At 70.8% G+C, this 21486-nt stretch carries 21 protein-coding genes; 17 read left to right on the forward strand and 4 right to left on the reverse strand.

The features are described from left to right. Positions 1–97 precede the first annotated feature (97 nt). The 5 genes from ACFVW8_RS21270 (at position 98) to ACFVW8_RS21290 (ending at position 4248) form a co-directional block, all read left to right on the forward strand. Complete coding sequence (locus ACFVW8_RS21270; RefSeq protein ID WP_363023464.1) at positions 98–256, forward strand: DUF3311 domain-containing protein; 159 nt, start codon at positions 98–100, stop codon at positions 254–256. Next, positions 253–1770, forward strand: coding sequence for a sodium:solute symporter (locus ACFVW8_RS21275; protein ID WP_389692217.1), 1518 nt, complete (start codon positions 253–255; stop codon positions 1768–1770). The genes ACFVW8_RS21270 and ACFVW8_RS21275 overlap by 4 nt, the downstream gene beginning before the upstream one ends. A 249-nt stretch (positions 1771–2019) precedes the next feature. Next, positions 2020–2355, forward strand: a complete 336-nt coding sequence (locus tag ACFVW8_RS21280) for a DUF6412 domain-containing protein (protein ID WP_389692219.1) — start codon at positions 2020–2022, stop codon at positions 2353–2355. 126 nt (positions 2356–2481) lie between these two features. Continuing rightward, complete coding sequence (locus ACFVW8_RS21285) at positions 2482–3252, forward strand: YidC/Oxa1 family membrane protein insertase (protein WP_389692221.1); 771 nt, start codon at positions 2482–2484, stop codon at positions 3250–3252. 135 nt (positions 3253–3387) lie between these two features. Further along, complete coding sequence (locus tag ACFVW8_RS21290) at positions 3388–4248, forward strand: fumarylacetoacetate hydrolase family protein (protein ID WP_389692223.1); 861 nt, start codon at positions 3388–3390, stop codon at positions 4246–4248. 190 nt (positions 4249–4438) lie between these two features. Here the strand turns inward: ACFVW8_RS21290 and ACFVW8_RS21295 are convergent, their stop codons facing one another. Both ACFVW8_RS21295 and ACFVW8_RS21300 read right to left on the reverse strand, forming a co-directional pair. Beyond that, a complete protein-coding gene (locus ACFVW8_RS21295) occupies positions 4439–4918 on the reverse strand; it encodes a heme-degrading domain-containing protein (RefSeq protein ID WP_389692225.1) in 480 nt (159 codons plus the stop codon). After that, a complete protein-coding gene (locus ACFVW8_RS21300; RefSeq protein ID WP_389692227.1) occupies positions 4915–6072 on the reverse strand; it encodes a Gfo/Idh/MocA family oxidoreductase in 1158 nt (385 codons plus the stop codon). Before ACFVW8_RS21300 ends, ACFVW8_RS21295 begins: the two co-directional genes overlap by 4 nt. A gap of 56 nt (positions 6073–6128) precedes the next feature. On the opposite strand from ACFVW8_RS21300, the gene ACFVW8_RS21305 reads away from it, so the two are divergent. The 10 genes from ACFVW8_RS21305 to ACFVW8_RS21350 all read left to right on the forward strand — a co-directional run bounded on the left by ACFVW8_RS21305 (position 6129) and on the right by ACFVW8_RS21350 (position 17259). Further along, positions 6129–7331 (forward strand): ROK family protein, encoded by a 1203-nt coding sequence (locus ACFVW8_RS21305; protein ID WP_389692229.1) that lies wholly within the window; start codon positions 6129–6131, stop codon positions 7329–7331. Between the two features lie 204 nt (positions 7332–7535). After that, positions 7536–8654 (forward strand): hypothetical protein, encoded by a 1119-nt coding sequence (locus ACFVW8_RS21310; protein WP_389692231.1) that lies wholly within the window; start codon positions 7536–7538, stop codon positions 8652–8654. A 242-nt stretch (positions 8655–8896) separates the two neighbouring features. Beyond that, on the forward strand, positions 8897–9661 hold the full coding sequence (locus tag ACFVW8_RS21315; RefSeq protein ID WP_389692233.1) for a GntR family transcriptional regulator: 765 nt from the start codon (positions 8897–8899) through the stop codon (positions 9659–9661). A 178-nt stretch (positions 9662–9839) separates the two neighbouring features. Further along, positions 9840–10964, forward strand: coding sequence for a TIGR03364 family FAD-dependent oxidoreductase (locus tag ACFVW8_RS21320; RefSeq protein WP_389692235.1), 1125 nt, complete (start codon positions 9840–9842; stop codon positions 10962–10964). 5 nt (positions 10965–10969) lie between these two features. Further along, positions 10970–11683, forward strand: coding sequence for a phosphonatase-like hydrolase (locus ACFVW8_RS21325; protein WP_389692237.1), 714 nt, complete (start codon positions 10970–10972; stop codon positions 11681–11683). After that, entirely contained in the window at positions 11680–12831 is a 1152-nt protein-coding gene (locus ACFVW8_RS21330; protein WP_389692239.1) for an ABC transporter ATP-binding protein, read from the forward strand. Before ACFVW8_RS21325 ends, ACFVW8_RS21330 begins: the two co-directional genes overlap by 4 nt. After that, positions 12824–13714: a 2-aminoethylphosphonate ABC transporter permease subunit gene (locus ACFVW8_RS21335; protein WP_389692241.1), complete on the forward strand. Its 891-nt coding sequence runs from the start codon at positions 12824–12826 to the stop codon at positions 13712–13714. Before ACFVW8_RS21330 ends, ACFVW8_RS21335 begins: the two co-directional genes overlap by 8 nt. Continuing rightward, a complete protein-coding gene (locus ACFVW8_RS21340; protein WP_389692243.1) occupies positions 13701–14498 on the forward strand; it encodes an ABC transporter permease in 798 nt (265 codons plus the stop codon). Before ACFVW8_RS21335 ends, ACFVW8_RS21340 begins: the two co-directional genes overlap by 14 nt. A gap of 51 nt (positions 14499–14549) precedes the next feature. Next, positions 14550–15611, forward strand: coding sequence for a 2-aminoethylphosphonate ABC transporter substrate-binding protein (locus tag ACFVW8_RS21345; protein WP_389692245.1), 1062 nt, complete (start codon positions 14550–14552; stop codon positions 15609–15611). 163 nt (positions 15612–15774) lie between these two features. After that, positions 15775–17259 (forward strand): alkaline phosphatase family protein, encoded by a 1485-nt coding sequence (locus ACFVW8_RS21350; RefSeq protein ID WP_389692257.1) that lies wholly within the window; start codon positions 15775–15777, stop codon positions 17257–17259. An 81-nt stretch (positions 17260–17340) separates the two neighbouring features. Here the strand turns inward: ACFVW8_RS21350 and ACFVW8_RS21355 are convergent, their stop codons facing one another. Further along, entirely contained in the window at positions 17341–18120 is a 780-nt protein-coding gene (locus tag ACFVW8_RS21355) for an HAD-IIA family hydrolase (protein WP_389692247.1), read from the reverse strand. 224 nt (positions 18121–18344) lie between these two features. Beyond that, positions 18345–19856: a recombinase family protein gene (locus tag ACFVW8_RS21360; protein ID WP_389692249.1), complete on the reverse strand. Its 1512-nt coding sequence runs from the start codon at positions 19854–19856 to the stop codon at positions 18345–18347. 274 nt (positions 19857–20130) lie between these two features. On the opposite strand from ACFVW8_RS21360, the gene ACFVW8_RS21365 reads away from it, so the two are divergent. Then, on the forward strand, positions 20131–20694 hold the full coding sequence (locus tag ACFVW8_RS21365; protein WP_389692251.1) for a hypothetical protein: 564 nt from the start codon (positions 20131–20133) through the stop codon (positions 20692–20694). 1 nt (position 20695) lies between these two features. Continuing rightward, positions 20696–21433: a class F sortase gene (locus ACFVW8_RS21370; protein WP_389692253.1), complete on the forward strand. Its 738-nt coding sequence runs from the start codon at positions 20696–20698 to the stop codon at positions 21431–21433. Positions 21434–21486 lie beyond the last annotated feature (53 nt).

Here is a 21486-nt window from a genome sequence, read left to right on the forward strand (position 1 = left end):
GGGGGAATACGGGGAGTGCCGCCGGGCGATGGTGTCAGGGCGGGGCGGTGTCACTAGGGTCGCTGACGTGCTCAGACGACGTCCGCAGTTGTTGTGGTTGCTGGTTCCCTACGTGCTGTACCTGGGGGTGCTGCCGCTGGTGAACCGGGTCCGGCCCGTGGTTCTCGGGCTCCCGTTCCTCTTCTTCTGGCTGCTCGGGGCGACCGTGCTGACCCCGGTGGCCGTGTGGCTGACCCGACGGGGGGACCGCCGGTGAACGCCGCCGTAGCGACTTCCGTCTTCGGGGTCTTCATGGTCGCCACCGTGGCCCTCGGACTGTTCGCCGTGCGCGGGCGGCGCGGGGCGAAGGGCGGTGGTCTCGCCGAGTGGTCGGTGGGCGGGCGCAGCCTGGGGACCGTCTTCATCTGGGTGCTCATGGCCGGTGAGGGCTACACCAGCTTCAGCTACCTCGGCGCCGCCGGCTGGGGCTACAACTACGGGGCGCCCGTCCTGTACGTGGTCGCGTACATGTCCTGCGGCTACGCCGTCGGCTATGTCGTCGGGCCGATGCTCTGGGCGTACGCGCGCAAGCACGGTCTCGTCGGGATCACCGACATGGTGGCGCATCGTTTCGGGCGCCCCTGGCTCGGGGCGCTCGTCGCCGTCCTCGCGACCGTCTTCCTGCTCCCGTACATCCAGCTGCAGATCACCGGCATGGGCGTGGTCGTCTCGACCATCTCCTACGGTGCGATCAGCCTGAACTGGGCCTACTTCATCGCCTTCGCCGTCACCACCGGATTCGTCGTCGTCAGCGGGCTGCGCGGCAGCGCGTGGGTGTCCGTGCTGAAGGACGTCATGGTGATCGCCACGCTCGGCTTCCTCGCCGTCTACGTACCGATGCACTACTTCGACGGCTACGGGCCCTTCCTCGACCGGCTCGTCACCGAGAAGAGCGAGTGGCTGACCTTCCCCGGGCACGGGGACAGCGGGATGGGGCAGGCCTGGTTCATCACCACCTCGTTCCTCAACTCCCTCACCGTCGTGATCTTCCCGACGACCGTCGCCGGCTACCTCGGCGCGAAGAACGCCGACGTGCTGCGGCGCAACGCGATGTGGCTGCCCGCCTACAACGTGCTGCTGTTCGTGCCGATGCTGCTCGGGATGGCGGCGCTGTTCGTCGTGCCGGGGCTGGTCGGGGCCGAGTCCAACCTGGCTCTCTTCAAGCTGGTGGTGGACTCGCTGCCGGCCTGGTCGGTCGGGATCATCGGCGTCGCCGCCGCGCTCTCGTCGATCGTGCCGATGGCCGTCTTCATGCTGGTGATCGGCACGATGTGGGGACGCAGCGTGCTGTCGCTCGTGCCGCGCTGGGAACAGCGGCAGAAGGGTGCGGCCCAGGTGGTCGTCGTGGTCGCGGGGAGCCTGGCCCTGCTGCTCACGTACACCGCGCCGAACACCCTGGTACGGCTCTCGCTGATCTCGTACGAAGGAATGGCGCAACTGCTCCCCATGGTGCTGCTGGGCCTGATGTGGCGGCGGTTGACCCTGCTCGCGGCGATGAGCGGGCTGGTCGTCGGGGTGGGTGTGGTGTGCGGGTTCGTCTTCACGGAGAACGATCCGGTGTGGGGTGTGAACGCCGGAATCGTCGGGCTCGGCGCGAATCTGGCCGTCGCGCTGGCGGTGACGTACGCGGGGCCGCGCGAGCGCGACGACCGGCCGGACGAGGAGGTCCTGGCCCGGGACGAGATCGAGAACGAGGACGAGGACGGGGCGTGCGTGGTGGCGGTGGGGTGAGGAAGTGCGGAAGTGCGGAAGTGCGGGGGCGAGGGAGTGGACGAGCCCGGCCGGTCGGGGCCGGTCGAGGCCGACGGGTGTCCGAGCGCATCCGTGTCGCGGCCTGTCCTGACCGGTGTCCGAGCGCATCCGTGTCGCGGCCTGACCGGTCCGGGCCAGGCCGGGCCCGTGAGCCGATCGTGTATAACGGTTAACGATTGAAGTGCCGCTTTTCGACGCGGCCGCAGGAGCGCGAAAGGGGGAGGACCCATGGACGCAAGCGCCGTGAACCGCATGCGCGGTGCCCTCGCCCGGCTGCTCCGCCCCGCAGGTCTGCTGCTCTTCTTCCTCACCGAGGTCCTGCTCGCCGAGGGTGGCAGCATCTCCGCCGCGGTCGCGCTCGCCGCCACCGCGGCTGCCGGCACCGCACTCGTCGCCTGCTCGGTCATCAGCGCCCGTTGCGCGGTCCCGGTGCCCCGCACCCGGGTCCGTACCGCCATGCGCGACCGGGAGAAACGCACCGCGTTCCTCCCGCAGAGAGACCCCGATGCCAAGGGGCGCAGGCGCCCCCGAGCCCCCGGCCGTGTCCTCCTGACGGCCGCGTAGGGCTCGCCTTCTCCCTCTTTCGTCCAGGTACGTACGCCAGGTGCGCGTACGTGGGCGCCCCGCGCGGATCGTCATGCCGAAGCTGATCCACTTCCCGGCACGACGAGACCCCCGGAGGGCTCATCCATGTCCGCCTTCATGTCCGCTTTCGCCAGCCTGGTCGGCGCCCTCGCCGATCTGCTCCACCCGTTCTTCCAGACCGCCTCCACCGCCGCCGCGATCGTCCTGTTCACCGCGCTCGTGCGGCTTGCCGTGCACCCCCTGTCGCGGGCCGCCGCGCGCGGGCAGAAGGCGCAGCGCCGGCTCCAGCCGCAGATCGCCGAGCTGCGCAAGAAGCACAAGAAGAACCCCGAGCGGATGCAGAAGGCGCTCATGGAGCTGCACAAGGAGGAGAAGGTCTCGCCGCTCTCCGGCTGCCTGCCCAGCCTGCTCCAGATGCCGGCCTTCTTCCTGCTCTACCACCTCTTCTCCAGCCAGAAGATCGGCAACGACCCCAACGAACTCCTCGGTCACGAGCTCTTCGGTGCCCCGCTGGGCGAGCGCTGGCACGACGCGCTGGCGCACGGCGGGATGTTCGGGGCGCAGGGCGCGGTGTACCTGGGGCTGTTCGCACTCGTGGCCGCGGTCGCCACTTTCAACTACGGCCGCACGAAGCGGCAGATGGCCGCCAACCCCGTCACCCCGGCCACCGGTCCCGACGGACAGCCGGTCCCGGGCATGGGGGCGATGGCGAAGGTGATGCCGCTGATGTCCTTCTTCACCCTGTTCACCGTGGCCTTCGTGCCGCTGGCCGCCGCGCTGTACGTCGTCACGAGCACCACCTGGACCGCGATCGAACGGGCCTACCTGTACCGCGACATGCCGGCCGCGGGCGCCGCCATGGCCACCGCGGCGTAATCGTGGCGGCGAGTACGCCGGTCCAGTGTGTGAACAGGGTCTTGCGGGGTGATCGGATGTCTTGGAGGATCGGCCAAGCCTGCGATGGCCGCAACCCATCCGGCGGGCCCGATCTCGACCGAGGGAGAAAGACCGTTGAAGCTGCTTCGTGTGGGTACGGCAGGCGCGGAACGACCGGCGCTGCTGGATGAGGACGGAACCCTGCGTGACCTGTCGGGAGTCGTCACCGACATCGACAGCGCGCTGCTCGCCGACGAGGACGCGCTGGCCCGGGTCCGGGCAGCCGCGGCCGCGCCCGGCGAGCTGCCGGTGCTCGATGCCGAGGGGCTGCGGGTGGGATCACCGCTCGGCCGGATCGGCAAGGTCGTGTGCATCGGGCTGAACTACCACGACCACGCCACGGAGACCGGCGCGCAGATCCCGAGTGAGCCGATCCTGTTCTTCAAGGCGCCGGACACGGTCGTCGGGCCCGAGGACACGGTGCTCGTGCCGCGCGGCAGTGTGAAGACCGACTGGGAGGTCGAGCTCGCGGTGGTCATCGGCCGCACCGCCCGGTACCTGGAGTCCGCAGAGGACGGCCTCGCGCACGTCGCCGGATACGCGGTCGCGCACGATGTCTCCGAGCGCGAGTTCCAGATCGAGCGCGGCGGCACGTGGGACAAGGGCAAGAACTGCGAGACGTTCAACCCGCTCGGGCCGTGGCTCGTGACGGCCGACGAGGTGGCCGACCCGCAGGCGCTGCCGCTGAAGCTCTGGGTCAACGGTGAGCTGAAGCAGGACGGCACGACGGCCGACCAGATCTTCCCGGTCGGCGAGGTGGTGCGTTACCTGAGCCACTTCATGACGCTGTATCCGGGTGATGTGATCAACACCGGGACGCCGGCGGGGGTGGCCATGGGGCAGCCCGAGCCGAAGCCGTATCTGCGGGCCGGGGATGTGGTGGAGCTGGAGATCGCGGGGCTGGGGCGGCAGCGGCAGGAGCTGAAGGGGGCGTAGGGGGTGGTCTTGCCCGGGTGCGTCCCGGGGGCCGCTTTGTCCCTCAAGCGCCGGACGGGCTGAAAAGGATGTCCTCAAGCGCCGGACGGGCTTGATATTGCCGGGCTGGGCCGGTTTTGCACCAGTGCTGCATGCGTAAAGATCGGAGGGGTGGGTGCTGCCCGGCGGCGGCGCCCACCCCTCGCGCAGCTCAGCCGCCGATCTTGGTCGCGAACTGTTCCAGCGCCTCGACCACCAGGGCGTGGTCCTCCGCCTGGGGCAGGCCCGAGACCGTGACCGAGCCGATGACACCCGCGCCCTCGACCGCGATCGGGAACGAGCCGCCGTGCGCGGCATACGTGTCCGGGTTCAGCCGCGAGGCGTCGTCGAATGTCGTCCCCTTGGCCCGGAATCGCGTTCCCACCAGGTACGAGCTCTCGCCGTAGCGTTCGACGACCTTGCGCTTGCGGTCGATCCAGGCGTCGTTGTCCGCGCTCGAACCCGGCAGCGCGGCGTGGAACAGCTGCTGTGTCCCGCGCCGGATGTCGATCGCCACCGGTGCGTGCCGTTCGCGGGCCAGGGAGACCAGCAGGCCGCCGAGCGCGTACGCGTCGTCGTAGCCGAAATGCGGCAGAGTCAGCCTGCGCTCCTGCGCGATCAGCTCGGAGATGGTCGGAGCGGTGGGGTTCATGCGGGGTGCTCCTCGTGTGCGTCAGCGGGGGAGGACGATGGCGCGGCCGGCAGCGTCACGGTGACGCCGTCGCGGGCCGAGCGGCGGGCGGCCTCCAGGACGTCCAGGGTCGCGGCGGCCTGGAGAGCGGTCACCGGATTCTCGCCCTTTCCGCGCAGCGCATCGGTGACCGCCGCGTAGTACGCGGGGTAGTCGCCCGGCAGTGTGCGGACCGGGGTGCCGCCGCCCGTGAGCGGGGACTCGCCCGAGCCGAGCCTGCCCCACAGCTCCTCGGCCTCCTCGCCCCACGGTCCGTCCGGCGACGGGCGTGCGCCCTCGCGCAGGGCGGCCTCCTGGGGGTCGAGGCCGTACTTCACATAGCCGGCGGTGGAGCCGAGCACCCGGAAACGCGGGCCGAGCTGGGCCGTCGTCGCGCTGACGTACAGATGCGAGCGGACCCCGCCTTCGTGGGTGATCGCCAGGAACGTGTCGTCGTCGGCCGCCGCGCCCGGCCTGCGTACGTCCGACTCCGCGTACACCTGCACCGCCGGTCCGAACAGGACCAGCGCCTGGTCGACGACATGGCTGCCCAGGTCGAACAGCAGCCCGCCGATCTCCTGCGGGTCGCCCGACTCGCGCCAGCCGCCCTTCGGCTGCGGGCGCCACCGCTCGAAGCGGGACTCGAAGCGCTGCACCTCGCCCAGCTCACCGTCCGCGATCAGCGAGCGCAGGGTGAGGAAGTCGTTGTCCCAGCGGCGGTTCTGGAAGACCGAGAGCAGCACCCCGCGCTCCTCGGCCAGGGCGGCCAGCTCCCGCGCCTCGGCTGCCGTACCGGCGATCGGCTTGTCCACGACCACCGGCAGGCCGGCCTTGAGCGCTGCGGTCGCGACCGGGACATGGGTCTTGTTCGGCGAAGCGATCACGATCAGGTCGAGCTCGTCCGCGCGCTGCCACAGCTCGTCGGGCGAGGCGGCGAACCGCACATCGGGGAATTCGGCGCGGGCCTGCACCCGCCGCTCCTCGTTCGACGTGACGACCGTGTCCAGGACGAGGCCGTCGGTTGCGGCGATCAACGGGGCGTGGAAGACGGAACCCGCCAGGCCGTAGCCGACGAGCCCGACGCGCAGGGGGGCCGGGGCCGTTCCGGAGGTCTCGTGAGTCGTGTGGGCAGTCATGCACTCCACTTTGGCAACGCTGTTGCCAAAGTGCAAGCGGGAGGGACAATGGGTCCGTGAACAGGAGTAATAGCGGCGCGAACCTGCCGACGCTGCGCAGCCACAACGCGGCGCTCGTGCTCGACCTGCTGCGGGTGGCCGGCGAGCGCGGGATCAGCAGGCTCGAACTCGCCGCGCGGACGGGGCTCACCCCGCAGGCCGTCAGCAAGATCACCGCCCGGCTGCGGGCCGAGGGGCTGGCGGCCGAGGCGGGCCACCGCGCCTCCACGGGCGGCAAGCCCCGGACCGTGCTGCGGCTGGTGCCGGACGCCGGTCACGCGGTGGGGCTGCATCTGGACCGCGACGGGCTGACCGTGGTGCTCGTCGACCTGGCGGGCGCGGTGGCCGCGAGGTCGACGGCTCCGCTGGACTTCGGCGCCCCGGCGGACGAGGTGCTCAGGGCGGCGGCCACGGCTGTCGCCGCGGTGCGCGGCGGCAGCGTACGGCCGGTGCTGGGTGTGGGCGCCGCGGTGCCGGGGCCGCTCGATCACCGGGCCGGCGTGCTGCACCGCGTCACCGGGTTCCCCCAGTGGGACGGGTACCGGCTCGGGGACGCCCTTTCCGCGCGGACCGGGCTGCCCGTCGTCATCGACAAGGACACCAACGCGGCGGCTCTCGGGCTCGCCCTCCAATCGCAGGAGCCGGGCGACTTCGCCTACCTCCACCTGGGCACCGGGCTCGGCGCCGGGCTGGTGCTCGGCGGGGCGGTGCACCGCGGAGTACGCACCGGAGCCGGTGAGTTCGGCCACCAGACCGTCCAGCTGGACGGGGTGCGGTGCAGCTGCGGCGGACGCGGCTGCATCGAGGCCCTCTGCCTGGCGGCCGTCGCCCGGGGCGATGTCGCCGAGGCGGCGCGGGTGCTCGGCACCGGCGCGGCGAATCTGGTCGGGCTGCTCGACATCGACCGGGTGGTGCTGGGCGGGCGCACGGTCGCCGCCGACCCCGAGGCGTACGTACGAGGGGTACGTGCCGTACTCGACGAGCGGGCCCGGCGCGACGGCATCGGCGGGGTGCCGGTCCCGGTCGTCGCCGCAGGCGGTGGCGACCGGCCGGTCGCCGAGGGCGCGGCCCAGCTGGTCCTGGCCCCGCTGTTCGGCCGTACCGGCGGCAACGCCCGGGAGAGTGCGCCGGAGCGGGCCGGGGCGGGAGCGGAGGATTCCGCGGGCAGCACCGTGGATCCGGCCGGCCTCGCCGGGCCTCCTGGGCCGGTGGCCGGCTGAGTCCGGCCTTTCTGCCGGTGCGGCGGTGCTCGCGGTGCGGCCCCCGCTCCGCTGGTCGGGGGATTCCCCGCCGCCGGCCGGGCGGGTCCGCGGCATGTCTGCGCGGGGTGGCCGGTGCGGGCGTGACAGCGTCGCGGGTCCATACCGGTGAACTCCGGGTCCGGGGCGAGCCGACCGTTTCCGCGAGCAGCGAAGGCCCTCCCCATGCCCCCCACACCGCCCCCGCCCGCCACACCTCCGGAACACCCGGCGCCGCTGCCCCCGGGGCGGACCCGGCACGGGCTCGTCCTCGGGCTGGCCGCGGCGAGTGTCGTCCCCGCCGTCGTGCTCGGCGGCCCGGCGACCGCGACCGCCGCGCCGCAGCGCAATCCGGCCTCCACCCCGGCCGCCCCCCTGGCCTCGGTGCTGCCGGCCGCCGCGCCCGCCGTCGTCGGCGCCGACCAGCAGCCCGCCTGCGGTGACCCGGAGGCGGCCGAATTCCCCATCGACACCCGGATCCACGGCGGGCCCGACAGCTACGCATCCGGCGGCGGCTACGGCACCTGGTTCCTGGACCTGACCAACACCACCTCCCGGACCTGCCGGTCCATCCATCCGGTCCTGGTCTTCACCGACGACGACCGCCGGCTGACCTCGGACCAGATCCAGCTGAAGTTCTCCGAACGCGCGCACCCGGACGTCGAGCACCGTGTCACCTGGGAGACGACCGACCGGCACGAGCACATCGGCGTCTTCGGCGGCGAGGGCGACGAATCCTTCGGTGGCTTCACCGTGCCCGCCGGCCACACCGTCACCGTCCAGGTCCGGCTCGCGTTCACCTCCGACACCAGCCCCGGCCGCATCACCGCCAACGCCGCGATCGTCCAGCGGAAGGCCGGGGCGAGCGGCAGGAGCGACAGCGGCGCCACGGCGAAGGGCAGCGACGGGGAGTGGGTCGGTGAGTCCGAGGACTACTCGTTCACCGTGGTCGAGGACGGCGGGCGAGACGGCATGGACAGCAGCGGGACCGGCAAGGAGAGCGACGGCTCCGGCGAGGTGGGCGAGGACCGCGAGACCGGGGGCACCGGCCGGGAGAGCGACGGTACGGGCAAGGAGGACGGCCGCCTCCCCGACGGGACGCGGCCCAGCGCGAGTTCCGACGGGGGCACCACCGGAAACCCGCGCCCCGTCGCACCGGGCCGGGATCCCGCCGGAGTCCCGGAGCTCGCCAGGACCGGCATCCCTGTACTGATGCCGCAGTCCGCTCTCACCGTCTCCGGCTTCCTGATCGGCGGCGGAGCGGTGGTGGTCTGGTCCCGCCGGATGCGCCGCGCCCGCCGCTGAGTGCGAGTGACAACCGACAAGCGACAAGCGACAACCGACGAGCGACGAGCGACAACCGACAACCGACAACCGACGAGCGGCGCCCGTTCGGGGCGGGCGTTCGAGGCGGGGCGTTCGGGGCGGGGCGATCGCCGGCCGCTTTCGTTCCGTCCCGGAGCGGAACAGCCCGACAGGCGGCGGCATTGAGCCGATCCGCGTCGTCCCGTCCACCGGTGTTCATGTCCGTCTGCCACCATCGGGCCGTGGACTACCCGCACGACCAGGCACCTGGCGCACCGATCCGCTCCGGCATCCCGGAGCACGGCCGTATTCCGAAGTACTACGCCGTGAAGGCCCATGTCTCCGTACTCATCGAGGAGTTGGGCGAGGGCGGCATGCTGCCGCCGGAGCGCGACCTGGCCCTGCGCTACGAGGTGTCGCGCGAAACCGTGCGCCAGGCGCTGCGTGAACTGCTCCTGGAAGGGCGGCTCGCCCGGCAGGGCCGCGGCACCGTGGTCGCGGGCCCCAAGCTGGAACAGCCACTCTCGCTCGCCAGCTACACGGAGGGCGTACGCCGTCAGGGGCGCACCCCGGGCCGCCACCTCATCGGGCTGGAACAGTTCCCCTGCCCCGAGGCTCTCGCCGCCGAGACCGGGGTGGAGCGCGGTGAGCCGGTCTGGCACCTGGAGCGGGTGCTGCTCGCCGACGACGACCGGGTCGGCCTGGAGAGCACGTACGTCGGCGTCGCCCGAGTGCCGGACCTGGCGGAGAAGTTCGACCCCGACTCGTCGTTCTACGCCTATCTGCACGACCGGCTCGGGATCTCCTTCGGAGACGCGGACGAGCGGATCGAGACCGTGCTCGCCACCCCGCGTGAGGCGCTGCTCATCGGTACGCCGCCCGCGCTGCCCATGCTGCTGATCCACCGGGTCTCACGGGACGCGGACGGGCAGCCGCTGGAGCGCGTACGCACGCTGTTCCGCGGCGACCGGTTCTCCTTCACCGCCCACCTGAGCGGACGCGGCTGAACCCGTAGAGCGTGGGGCACTGCGACCCGTAGAGCTGCGGGGCACTTCGCGAAGACGGCGGATCGACTCACGACGATAACGGAAACATAACGGGTCTAGGCCAGGTTTGGGCCCCAGTTCACCCTCCCGTTGCCGTACCGATCCGCACGGGTCATCCGTCCCGAGGAGCGTTGCCGTCGTGAGAGTCATCGTCGTAGGAGCCGGCGTGGTGGGAACCATGCACGCCTGGCACGCAGTGAACCGCGGCCACGAGGTCGTACAGATCGAGCGCGAGAGCGAGGCACGCGGGGCATCGCTCCGCAATTTCGGACAGATATGGGTCAGCGGCCGGGCCGGCGGCGAGGAGCTGGAGACCGCACTCCGCGCCCGTGAGCTGTGGGAGTCCATCGGTGAGCGGGTGCCGGACCTGGGCTTCCGGGCCTGCGGCTCGCTCACCGTGCTGCGCACCGCACGGGAGACCGCCGTCGCCGAGGCGGCCGTCGCCCGTCCCGACGCGGCGGCCCGCGGCTACAAGCTGCTCACCGCGGGCGAGGCCCGCGCGGTCAACCCGGCCCTGCGCGGCGACTTCGGCGCGGCCCTGTGGTGCGAGCGGGACGCGGCCGTCGAGCCGCGCACCGCCCAGCTCGCCCTGAAGCGGGAGCTGCTGGCCTCCGGCCGCTACACCTTCCTCGGCGGCCGCGAGGTGCGCGAGGTGGTCGGGACCGCGTCCGTCCGCGACGACCACGGCGATGTGCACACCGGCGACGCCGTCGTCCTGGCCACCGGCGCCTGGCTCGGCGGCCTCGTCCGCGAGCTCGCCGGGCCCGACCTGCCGGTGCGGCGGGTCAGGCTCCAGATGATGCAGACCGACGCACTGGGCGAGAAGCTCACCACGTCCGTCGCCGACGCCGACAGCTTCCGCTACTACCCGGCCTACCGGGGCGAGGCGCTCGACGCCCTCAACGCCGGGCAGGCCCAGGCCCCCACCGCCGCCGAACACCGCATGCAGCTCCTGATGGTGCAGCGCCGCGACGGCGGACTGACCATCGGCGACACCCACGCGTACGAGCACCCCTTCGCCTTCGACACCGTCGAGGAGCCGTACGAGCACCTGACCGGCGTCGTGGAGTCCTTCCTCGGCCGCCCGCTGCCGCGCATCCGCCACCGCTGGGCCGGTGTCTACGCCCAGTGCACCGACACCGGCCGCGTCGTCCACCGCCAGCAGGTGCGCGACGGCGTCTGGCTGGTCACCGGACCGGGCGGACGCGGCATGACCTGCTCGCCCGCCATCGCCGAAACGACCGCCAACGAACTGGGCTGGTGAAGACGTTGACCAATGACACCGCACTCAATCTGATCGTCCTCGACATGGCCGGCACCACCGTCGCCGACGGCGGCCTCGTCGAGCAGGCCTTCGCCGCCGCGGCGGCCCGCCTCGGCGTGGAGCCCGGCTCCGCAGGCCACGCGGAGAAACTCGACTACGTACGCGCCACCATGGGCGAGTCCAAGATCACCGTCTTCCGCCGTCTGTTCGGCGAGGAGGCCTTGGCCCAGCAGGCCAACGCCGCCTTCGAGGAGGCGTACGGGGAACTGGTCGACGCCGGCCGCATCACCCCCGTCCCCGGCGCCCGCGAGGCCGTCGAACAGCTCGCGTCCGAGGGCCGGACCGTGGTCCTGTCCACCGGGTTCGCCCGCACCACCCAGGACGCGATCCTCACCGCACTCGGCTGGCAGGACCTGGTCGAACTGACCCTCTGCCCCGCCGACGCCGGCGGCCGCGGCCGCCCCTACCCGGACATGGTCCTGGCCGCACTGCTGCGCACCGGGGCGGTGGACGATGTCCGCCGGACCGTCGTCGCGGGGGACACCTCGTACGACATGCTCAGCGGCGTGCGCGCCGGGGCCGGGATCGTCGCGGGCGTCCTCACCGGCGCCCACGACAAGGACCGGCTGACCCGCAGCGGCGCCACCCACGTCCTCGGTTCCGTCGCCGAACTGCCCGGCCTGATCGCGCGCGCCGAGATCGCGTGGGCCGAGGCATGACGGGCGGGGCCGCAGCCGGCCGCAGCGGCATCCGGTTCGACCGGGTCAGCGTCGCGTACGGCGGGAACGTCGTCCTGGACCGGCTCGATCTCACCGTCGGGCCCGGCGAGGTCATGGCCCTGCTCGGGCCCTCCGGATCGGGCAAGACGACCGCACTGCGCGCCGTCGCCGGATTCGTCCGGCCCGCCTCCGGGCGGGTGTACATCGGCGACCGTGACGTCACCGCCCTGCCGCCGCACAAGCGCGGCATCGGCATGGTCGTCCAGAGTTACGCCCTCTTCCCGCACCTGCGGGTCCAGGAGAACGTCGCCTTCGGCCTGAAGGCGCAGAAGGCCGACAGGTCCGAGATCCCGGGGCGGGTCGCCGAAGCGCTCGAACTCGTCGGCATGGGCGGGTACGCCAGGCGCTACCCGCGCGAACTCTCCGGCGGCCAGCAGCAGCGCGTCGCCATCGCCCGCGCCCTCGCCATCCGCCCCGGCGTCCTGCTGCTCGACGAACCGCTGTCCGCACTCGACGCCCAGCTGCGCTCCGGGATGCTCGCCGAACTGGCCCGGCTGCACCGCGAGCTGCCGGACGTCTCCATCCTGTACGTCACCCACGACCAGGTCGAGGCACTGACCCTCGCCGACCGGATCGCCGTCATGGACAAGGCCAGGATCCAGGACTGTGGAACCCCGCAGGAGCTGTACCGGCGCCCGCGTACGGAGTTCACCGCGTCGTTCGTCGGCAACGCGAACCTGCTCCCGGTCACCGTCGCCGAGCCCGCCGGCACCGTGGACTTCGCCGGGCACCCGCTCGCCGTACCGACCGGCGAGGTGGCCGGCGGTGTCACCGCCACGCTCTGCGTCCGGCCGCACCTGGTCGGGCTCGGCGACGGTCCCAACGCGCTGACCGGCACGATCGCCGAGATCCAGTGGCGCGGCTCCACGCACCGGCTGTACGTCGACGTCGACGGGCACCGGGTCAAGGCGGATGTCCGGGAGCTGCGGGTGACGCCTGCGCTGGGCGACACGGTGACGGTGCACTTCGCGGCGGAGGACGCGGTGCTGCTGCCGGTCCACCCGGCCCGCCGAGAGGGCCCGTCCCCTGCCTTCGAGGCCATGGGGGCGTTCGAGGGCGAGACGGTGAGCGGAGGGGCCCGTGGCTAGCGCGGTGACCGCAGAGGTGCGCCCGGCGGCGTCCGGCAGCGGGCCCGTCCTCAAACGCCGGACGGGCTGGAAGGGTCCGGCCTGGGCTCTGCCCCCGGTCGCCATCCTCGGCGTCGTCTTCCTCTACCCCCTTCTCCTCGTCGTCCAGCAGTCCTTCAGCCCCGACGAGGGCGGTACCTCGATCGCGCCGTACAGCGAGGTCTTCGCCTCCGCCTCGTTCCGTTCCGCGCTCACCACCACCGTGTGGCTCGCGGCCGGTTCGACGGCCGGGTGTCTCGTGCTCGGCTTCGTACTCGCCATGGTCATCGCCTTCGTGCCGTTTCCCGGCGGCAGGGCCGTCGCCCGGTTCGTCGACGTCTTCCTCTCCTTCCCGTCCTTCCTGATCACGCTCGCCCTGCTGTTCGTCTACGGCAACGCCGGTATGGCCAACGGCATCTGGACCGGTGCCACCGGGGCGGCCGACGGGCCCTTCCACTTCCTCACCACGCCGTGGGGCGTCCTCCTCGCCGAGATCACCTACTTCACCCCCTTCGTGATGCGCCCACTGCTCGCCGCCTTCTCCCAGCTCGACACCGCGCAGCTTGAGGTGGCGTCCTCGCTGGGCGCAGGACCGGCCCGCATCGTGCGGCAGGTGATCCTCCCCGAGGCGCTCCCGGCGCTCGCCGCGGGCGGCAGCCTCGTCCTGGTGATGTGCCTCAACGAATTCGGCATCGTCCTGTTCACCGGGGCCAAGGGCGTCACCACGCTGCCGATGCTCGTCTACAGCAAGGCGATCCTGGAGTCCGACTACCCGGCCGCCTGCGTCGTCGCCGTCGTCAACATCGTGATCTCCGTCGGCCTCTACAGCGTGTACCGGATGGTGAGCCGCCGTGCTGGTGCATAGCCGTACCGGGAAGTGGGCCACCTGGGCCGTCTTCCTCCTCCTCTTCGTCCCGCTGTTCGCCGTGCCGCTGCTGGTCATCCTCGCGGCCTCGTTCTCCACGAACTGGTCCGGTGCCTTCCCCTCCGGTTCGACCCTGAAGCACTACGCCACGGCCACCGCGGGCGACTCCCTCCGGGCGCTCACCACCAGCCTGGTCACCGCCGTCACCGCGAGCCTGCTGGCCCTGGTCATCGGCTCCTGGGCGGCGCTGGCCGCCGCCTCGCTGGGGCGGCGCGGCAAACGGTTCCTCGACGCGCTGTTCATGCTGCCGGTCGCCGTGCCGTCCGTCGTCGTCGGGCTGGCCGTGCTCGTCGCCTTCAGCAAGCCGCCGGTGCTGCTCAACGGCACGCGCTGGATCGTGATCCTGGCGCACACCGTTCTTGTCACGGCGTTCGCCTACACGTCGGTCTCGGCGGCGACAGCACGTCTCGACCCGATGTACGAACAGGCCGCCGCCAGCCTCGGCGCCCGGCCCTCGTACGTCCTGTGGCGCATCAGACTGCCGCTCCTGCTGCCGTCGCTGACCGCGGCCGCGGGGCTCTGCTTCGCCCTGTCCATGGGTGAGCTGAGCGCCACGATGATGCTCTACCCGCCCAGTTGGACACCTCTTCCGGTGCAGATCTTCGCAGCCACCGACCGCGGCTCGCTCTTCACCGGAGCCGCCGTCGCCGTGGTCCTGATGGCGGCGACGCTGCTCGTGCTGTTCGCGGTCTCCCGCATCCGCACCAGGGCTTCGTACCGCTGACACCCGCCACGGACTCCCGCAACGAACCGTCTTCCAGGAGATACGACCGCCATGCGCAAGAACCACCTCACGCCCATAGCCGCCGTCACCGGCGTGCTCGCCCTCGCCGCCTCCCTGTCCGGCTGCGGCGGTTCGTCGGCCGCCTCCGACGAGAAGGTCGTCACCGTCTACAGCGCCGACGGCCTCAAGGGCGAGAACGGCGACGGCTGGTACGACAAGGTCTTCAAGGACTTCGAGAAGAAGACCGGCATCAAGGTCGAGTACGTGGAGGGCGGCTCCGGCGAGATGGTGCAGCGCGCCGTCCGCGAGAAGACCAACACACAGGCCGACGTCCTGGTCACCCTCCCGCCGTTCATCCAGCAGGCCGACTCCAAGGGCCTCCTCCAGACGTACGAGCCGGCCGGCTCCGACCAGGTGGCGAGCGCCGACAGGGCGGCCGACTCCAAGTGGACCCCGGTCGTCAACAACTACTTCGGCTTCGTCCACAACACGAAGGAGCTGAAGACCCCGCCCGCCACCTGGGAGGAGCTGCTCGACGGGACGTACAAGGACCGGATCCAGTACTCCACCCCCGGGGTCGCCGGTGACGGCACGGCCGTGCTCATCAAGGCCATGCACGACTTCGGCGGCAAGGAACCGGCGATGGCGTACCTGAAGAAGCTCCAGTCGAACAACGTCGGCCCGTCCGCCTCCACCGGCAAGCTCGCGCCCAAGGTCGACAAGGGCGAGCTCCTCGCCGCCAACGGTGACGTCCAGATGAACTACGCCCAGTCCAAGGACATGCCGAACCTCGGCATCTGGTTCCCCGCGAAGTCCGGTGGCCGGCCCACCACCTTCGCCCTGCCCTACGCGGCCGGCCTGGTCACCAAGGCCCCGCACAGTGCCAACGGCAGGAAGCTGCTCGACTTCATGCTCGCCGAGCAGGCACAGAAGGACGTCAGCGCGGTCGGCGGCGGCTTCTCGGCCCGCAAGGACATCGAGGCGGCCGACGCCAACGCCGTCGCGCTGAAGAAGCTGATGGACGGGGTCGAGGTCTTCGAGCCGGACTGGTCGGACATCGCGGACAACCTCGACTCGTACGTGGACGCCTGGAAGTCGGCCACCGGCAGCTGACCGTTGCCGGACGATTCACCGTGGGGGTCTGGACCTCCGGCGGATCATCGCGAAAAGATAACGGGTCTGGACCCAAATTCAACTCCCCGCCTTCCGGCGGGGAGTTGAGCGCGTCAGCCTTGTGCCCCCCACCACCTCGACGGAGGATCCCGTGACCTCAGGCATGTCCCGCCGCACTCTCCTCATGAGCGCCGCCGCCATCGCCGCCGCAGCACCCCTCGCCGCCACCACGGCCGCCCGTGCCGCCGCCCGTACGCCCAAGGTCCTGGTCATCGGCCTGGACGGCGCCCTGCTCAACAGAATCAAGGATGCGGACGCACCCCACCTCGACGCGCTGATGGCCGCCGGACTCACCTCCGTCAGCCCGCTCTACGCCGACCCGATGGCCCCGACCCTGTCCGGCCCCGGCTGGTCCACGATCATCACCGGTGTCTGGCCCGACAAGCACCACGTCAAGGACAACGCCTTCACCGGCAACGCCTTCGCCCAGTACCCCGACTTCCTCACCCGGATCGAGACGGCGAAGCCCTCGCTCTCGACGTACGCCGTGGCCTCCTGGAACCCGGTCACGGACACGATCTTCTCCGCGAAGGTCGACACCCGGGTCTCCACCCCGGACGCCGAGTACGACACCGGCACCACGAGCAGGGCCGCCGCCGAACTGGCCGAAGGCAGCCGGGACGCGCTCTTCGTCCACCTCGACAACGTCGACCACGCGGGCCACAGCTACGGCGCCGCGAGCAGCCAGTACCTGGACGCGATCCACGGCGTCGACACCCAGGTGGGCCAACTGGTGGCAGCGGTACGGGGCCGGGCCACGTACGGCTCCGAGGACTGGCTCATCATGATCACCGCCGACCACGGGCACACCGACGCCGGCGGCCACGGCGGCTCCAGCGCCGCCGAGCGGCAGACCTTCCTCCTCGCGAGCGGCGGCGGCATCACCGCGGGCTCGACCCGCTACGACATCAAGATGCCGGACGTCGCGGTCTCCGCCCTCGCCCACCTGGGCATAGCCGTCGACCCGGCCTGGGGGCTCGACGGCCGGCCGCTCCAGCAGCCGGCCCCCGACGCCTTCGACGCCCTGCGCCCGCAGTTGCGGACCCGGGCCGACGAGACGGGGACCGGGGCCGCGGTCCTCGGCTTCACCCACACCCCGCCCGCCGGGTGGAGCATCGACAACAGCGCGATGGGCACCGGCGGCGTCACCGAATGGCGCGGCTGGGCCTTCACCACCGACGCGTTCTGGACCTCCGCCGAGCGCGGCCAGTGGCGCGAGAACAACGTCAGGGCGCGGAACGTCTTCGCGGTCGCCGACGGCGACGAATGGTCCGACAAGAGCCCCACGGGCACCTTCGACTCCACCCTGATCAGCCCCGCCTGGCCCGTCACCGGCGGCCGCACCGCCACCCTCGCCTACACCAGCCACTACCGGCAGGAGGCCCCGCAGAAGGGCGAGGTCCTCGTCTCCTACGACGGCGGCACACCCGTCACGGTCAAGACGTACACCGCGGACACCGTCTCGAAGGCCGAGTCCATCGGTCTCCGGGTGCCGGCCGGTGCCACCACCGCGCAGGTCCGGTTCCGGTACACCGGGGGCAACAACTGGTTCTGGGCGGTCGACGGTGTGAAGGTCACCTCCGGCTGATCCGAACGATCCGGGGCGTCGGAACCTCCTGCTTCGGCAACCTGGTTGTCCGCTGAGGGGGAGAGTGTCCGACGCCCCCGGTCAGACCAGCTCGACGAGGTCCGCGATCGAATCCACGACCCTGGTCGGCCGGTACGGGTAGCGCTCGATCTCGCCGCGGCTGGTCAGCCCGGTGAGCACCAGGAACGTCTCCATCCCTGCCTCCAGTCCAGCCAGCACGTCGGTGTCCATCCGGTCGCCGATCATGGCGGAGGTCTCGGAGTGAGCACCCAGCGTGTTTAGTGCACTGCGCATCATCAGCGGGTTCGGCTTGCCGACGAAGTACGGCTCCTTGCCCGTCGCTTTCGTGATCAATGCGGCAACAGAGCCGGTGGCAGGCAGCGCTCCCTCGGGCGAGGGTCCGGTGTTGTCGGGGTTGGTGGCAATGAAGCGTGCACCGTTGTTGATCAGCCGGATGGCCCTTGTCAGCGCCTCGAACGAGTAGGTTCGGGTCTCGCCCAAGATCACGAAATCGGGATCGGTGTCGGTCAGCACGTACCCGGCCTCGTGCAGAGCGGTGGTCAACCCCGCCTCACCGATCACGTAGGCCGTGCCGCCGGGGTGCTGGTTGTCCAGGAACTTCGCGGTGGCCAGGGCCGACGTCCAGATGTTCTCGACCGGCACTTCGAGGCCGATGCGGTTGAGCCGCATGTGCAGGTCCCGGGCCGTGTAGATCGAGTTGTTCGTCAGGACGAGGAACGGCTTCCCTGATTCCCGGAGCTTCTTTATGAAGGCGTCAGCTCCGGGAATCGGCACACCTTCGTGCAGCAGCACGCCGTCCATGTCGGTGAGCCACGATTCGATGGGCTTCTGGTCTGTCATGGGTGCGGCTCCTGCCGAACGAGGACTCACGGGGATGACCATGCTATTCACTCAGCCCTTCCGTGGCCCGGATGTCTCGCAGCACGGACTGCCTGCCGCACAGCGGGTTCGTCCCCCTGCGGCGTCGTGTCCGCGGCGGCGACAGAGCCACGGTTCGCGTTCGAGGGCGAAGCAGACAGTCTTGCTGCCGCCCGGGCCGTCGCCCAGCACGAGCTGTCGCTATGTCAAGGCTGCTTCCACACGATCTCGATGAGGTCCGGACGGAAGGCGCCGCGCTGGGCGCCGCCCTTGCCTGCCCCGCTGATCACCACAGCCTCGATGCTCCTCGTGATCTCTTGGCGCTTCATGTCCACGGTGTAGTTGCCCCATTCGCGGACGATGCGGACAGCCGCTGAGCCTGCTCGGGCAGATGCTGTGGACAGGGCCGATACGGTCTCCCTCACCTCCTGTTCCTTGATCTCCAGGCGGCTGATCTCACGGGCGAATTCGGCGAGAGAGAGCAGATCGTCGGCGCGGAGTTGTCTGGCCTCGGATTTGTCCGCCTCGATCTGCGCCAACAATCTTGTGGTCCGAGCCAGCTCGGGATCCTGTTCTTCGGCGGGCTGTACAGAACAAGTCTGCTTCTTCAGGTTGTCGAGGAGCGCCTTCTCCACGAGGTCCTCGACAGGCGGGCCGCTGCGGGCCAGCTTTCCGCATCCGCCGTGGGCCTTCGCGCACAGGTAGAAGTACCCGTGCTTCTCATAGGTGACGGTGCCCCGCGTGTACATGGCGGATTGCATTCCGTTCCCGCACTTCGCGCAGCGGGCGATGCCGGTCAGGAGTCGCTTGGTGACCGTGGAGCCGGCCTTGCGGCCCTTGCCCGTGTTCTTCCGGGCGTCCAGTACATCGACCAGTTCCCGCCATTCGGTGGGTGTGAAGATCGTTTCCCATTTCCCGACGATCGGCGTTCCGTCCGTTCGTTCGATGAGGTATTCGACCGGGTCCACACGACCGGACCTCTCGCGAACCTCCTGTGGGATATATGAGCGGTATCCGCACAGACGGGGGTTGCGCAGCACATACTTCACGCTGCTGTACCCGATCGACTTGCCGGCCCGGGTCTGAGGGCTGCGAACCCCGAGTTCCCGCCACTCCTGATGGATGGAGGCGATGGTTTTGCCGTTGACCACGTCTTGGCGGGCTTTCCGAAGGAGCTCGGCTTCCCGCTCATCGACACGCTGGAGGTCTTTCCAGCCGAAGGCGCGCTGCCCCGTGTGCGGCTTTCCTTCAGCTGCCTCGGCGAGCTTCTGGCGGGCGACGCGGCGAGCGGCGTCCGCGGAGAACTTATTGGCGATGGTCACGTAAATGCGAGCCTGAAAGCGCCCGTCGCCGGTCGTCAGGTCGTAATCACCCATGGTGGTCCCGAAGATCATCGGCCGACGGCTCTGCTCGTAGATGTCGATGAGGCGTTCGAGGTCGCGGGGCTGACGGGCGATGCGGTCGATGTTGTAGGCCAGGATGCCGCTGATCACGCCGTTCCGGAGGTCGAGGATCATCGCCTCGAAGTCCTCGCGGTTCACGTGACGCTTGTAGGCGGACGTGTCGTTGTCCTCGTAGATGCGGTGGATGTCCACGCGCTTGGCCTGGGCCAAGTGGTGCACGTCGTCGCGCTGGCGGATGACGCCCTCGCGGCCATCGCGGCCGTCACCGATCTGGCCGGTATCGGAGATGCGGGTGTATCCGCCTACTACGTGCATGCCTGCCCCGTCAGTGCCGTGTTCAAGGTGTTCCGGACAGCATATGTTTTATGTGTGCTTGCATGTGTGCGTACGTATTACTTTGAACCGCCGAGGTGATCCGGGCTGTCGAGGGGTCTCGCTCGTGACCGGTTCGGTCGCCGCCGCAGCGCCCCGATCCGGGTTCGGGATCGGGATAAGGGGTGTGCGGCGGGCACTCCACCGGCCCAGCGCCGCCGCCCCTGCGGATGCGGAAAGCCGCCGCACGCGTGAACCTTCCATAAGGAGGTTCACGATGCGTTCAATATCCATCACGTTCTGTGCCGTCGCAGTGGCCGCGGCGACCCTGATGCCCGCTTCCGTCGCACTGGCCAACTCCGATTCGGATCACGGGCAGGACTCGCGGTCCCGGGCCATGCTCTTCATCGCCCCGGCCTCGGCCGCCCCGGGCGACGAGGTCGACATGGAGATCGAGGGCTGCAAGGGCAAGGAGGCCAGGGGGAGCTCCGACGCCTTCGTCTCCGAGGCGCGCTTCTCGCCCGGTGAAGACAAGACGCTCTTCGGCCAGGCCCGGATCCGTTCCGACGCAGAGGCCGGCGACTACGACGTCCAGGCCGTCTGCAAGGACGACAAGCACACCAAGGTGTCCGCGGTCCTCACCGTCGTCCACCGCAGCCGGCCCATGCCGGTCGCCCCGGTCCGCGCGGGCGGCGGCGGCACCGCCGTGCTCGCCGACCAGGCCGCCCAGCAGGAGGGCCCCGGCACCGTCCACGCGGTGGTCGGTCTCGCTCTCGCCGCCGTCGCCGCCGTCGCGGTCGCGTTCCGCAGCGTGCGCCGCCGCCGCCCGGCCATCGACTGACATGTCCTCCTCGGACCACTCGGCGGGACACGGCAGGCTGCTCACCGGAGTGGCCTGGGCCGTACTCCTGCTGGGCCTGTGGGTCTGGGGTCGCGGCATGACCGACGGCTCCGGCATCGGCTCCGCCCCGACCACCGGCGACGTGGCAGCGGTCGGGCGCCCGCTCGGCGTACCGCTGCCCCCGGCGCACGACCCGATCGACGGGGTCGCGCCGCGCCGCGTGGACATTCCGTCGATCGGGATCCAGGCCCCCGTCGTCTCCAGAGGCCTGGACGCGGACGGGGCGATCACACCGCCGTCCTTCGACACGCCCCAGACGGTCGGCTGGTACGGCAGCGGCACCCGTCCCGGAGCCAAGGGGCCTGCGCTGTTCGTCGGCCATGTCGACACCGAGACCAAACCGGCCGTCTTCTACGGGCTCAGCGCGGCCCGCCCCGGCGCCGAGGTCGACGTGACCCGCACCGACGGCACCGTCGCCCAGTTCACCATCGACGACGTCCAGGTCTTCACCCGTGCGCGCTTCGACGCCCACAAGGCGTACGGCCCCCGCAAGGACGGCCGTGCGGAGCTCCGGCTGATCACCTGCGGCGGTACGTTCGACCGCGCCTCGCACTCGTACACCGCCAACGTGGTCGTCTCGGCGTACCTGACCGGCGAGAAGTCGGCCCAGAAGGCGGCGAAGGACGCGGAGAAGGAGAAGGGGACGACCGGGAAGGCGGGCGCCGCGAGCGGCGGCTGATCCCTGCGGTACCCGGCCCGGCCGGCCCCCCCCGGTTACCGGGCCCCGCCCGG

Origin of the sequence: Streptomyces sp. NPDC058221 (assembly GCF_042882365.1) — a bacterium.
Lineage (GTDB): Bacteria > Actinomycetota > Actinomycetes > Streptomycetales > Streptomycetaceae > Streptomyces.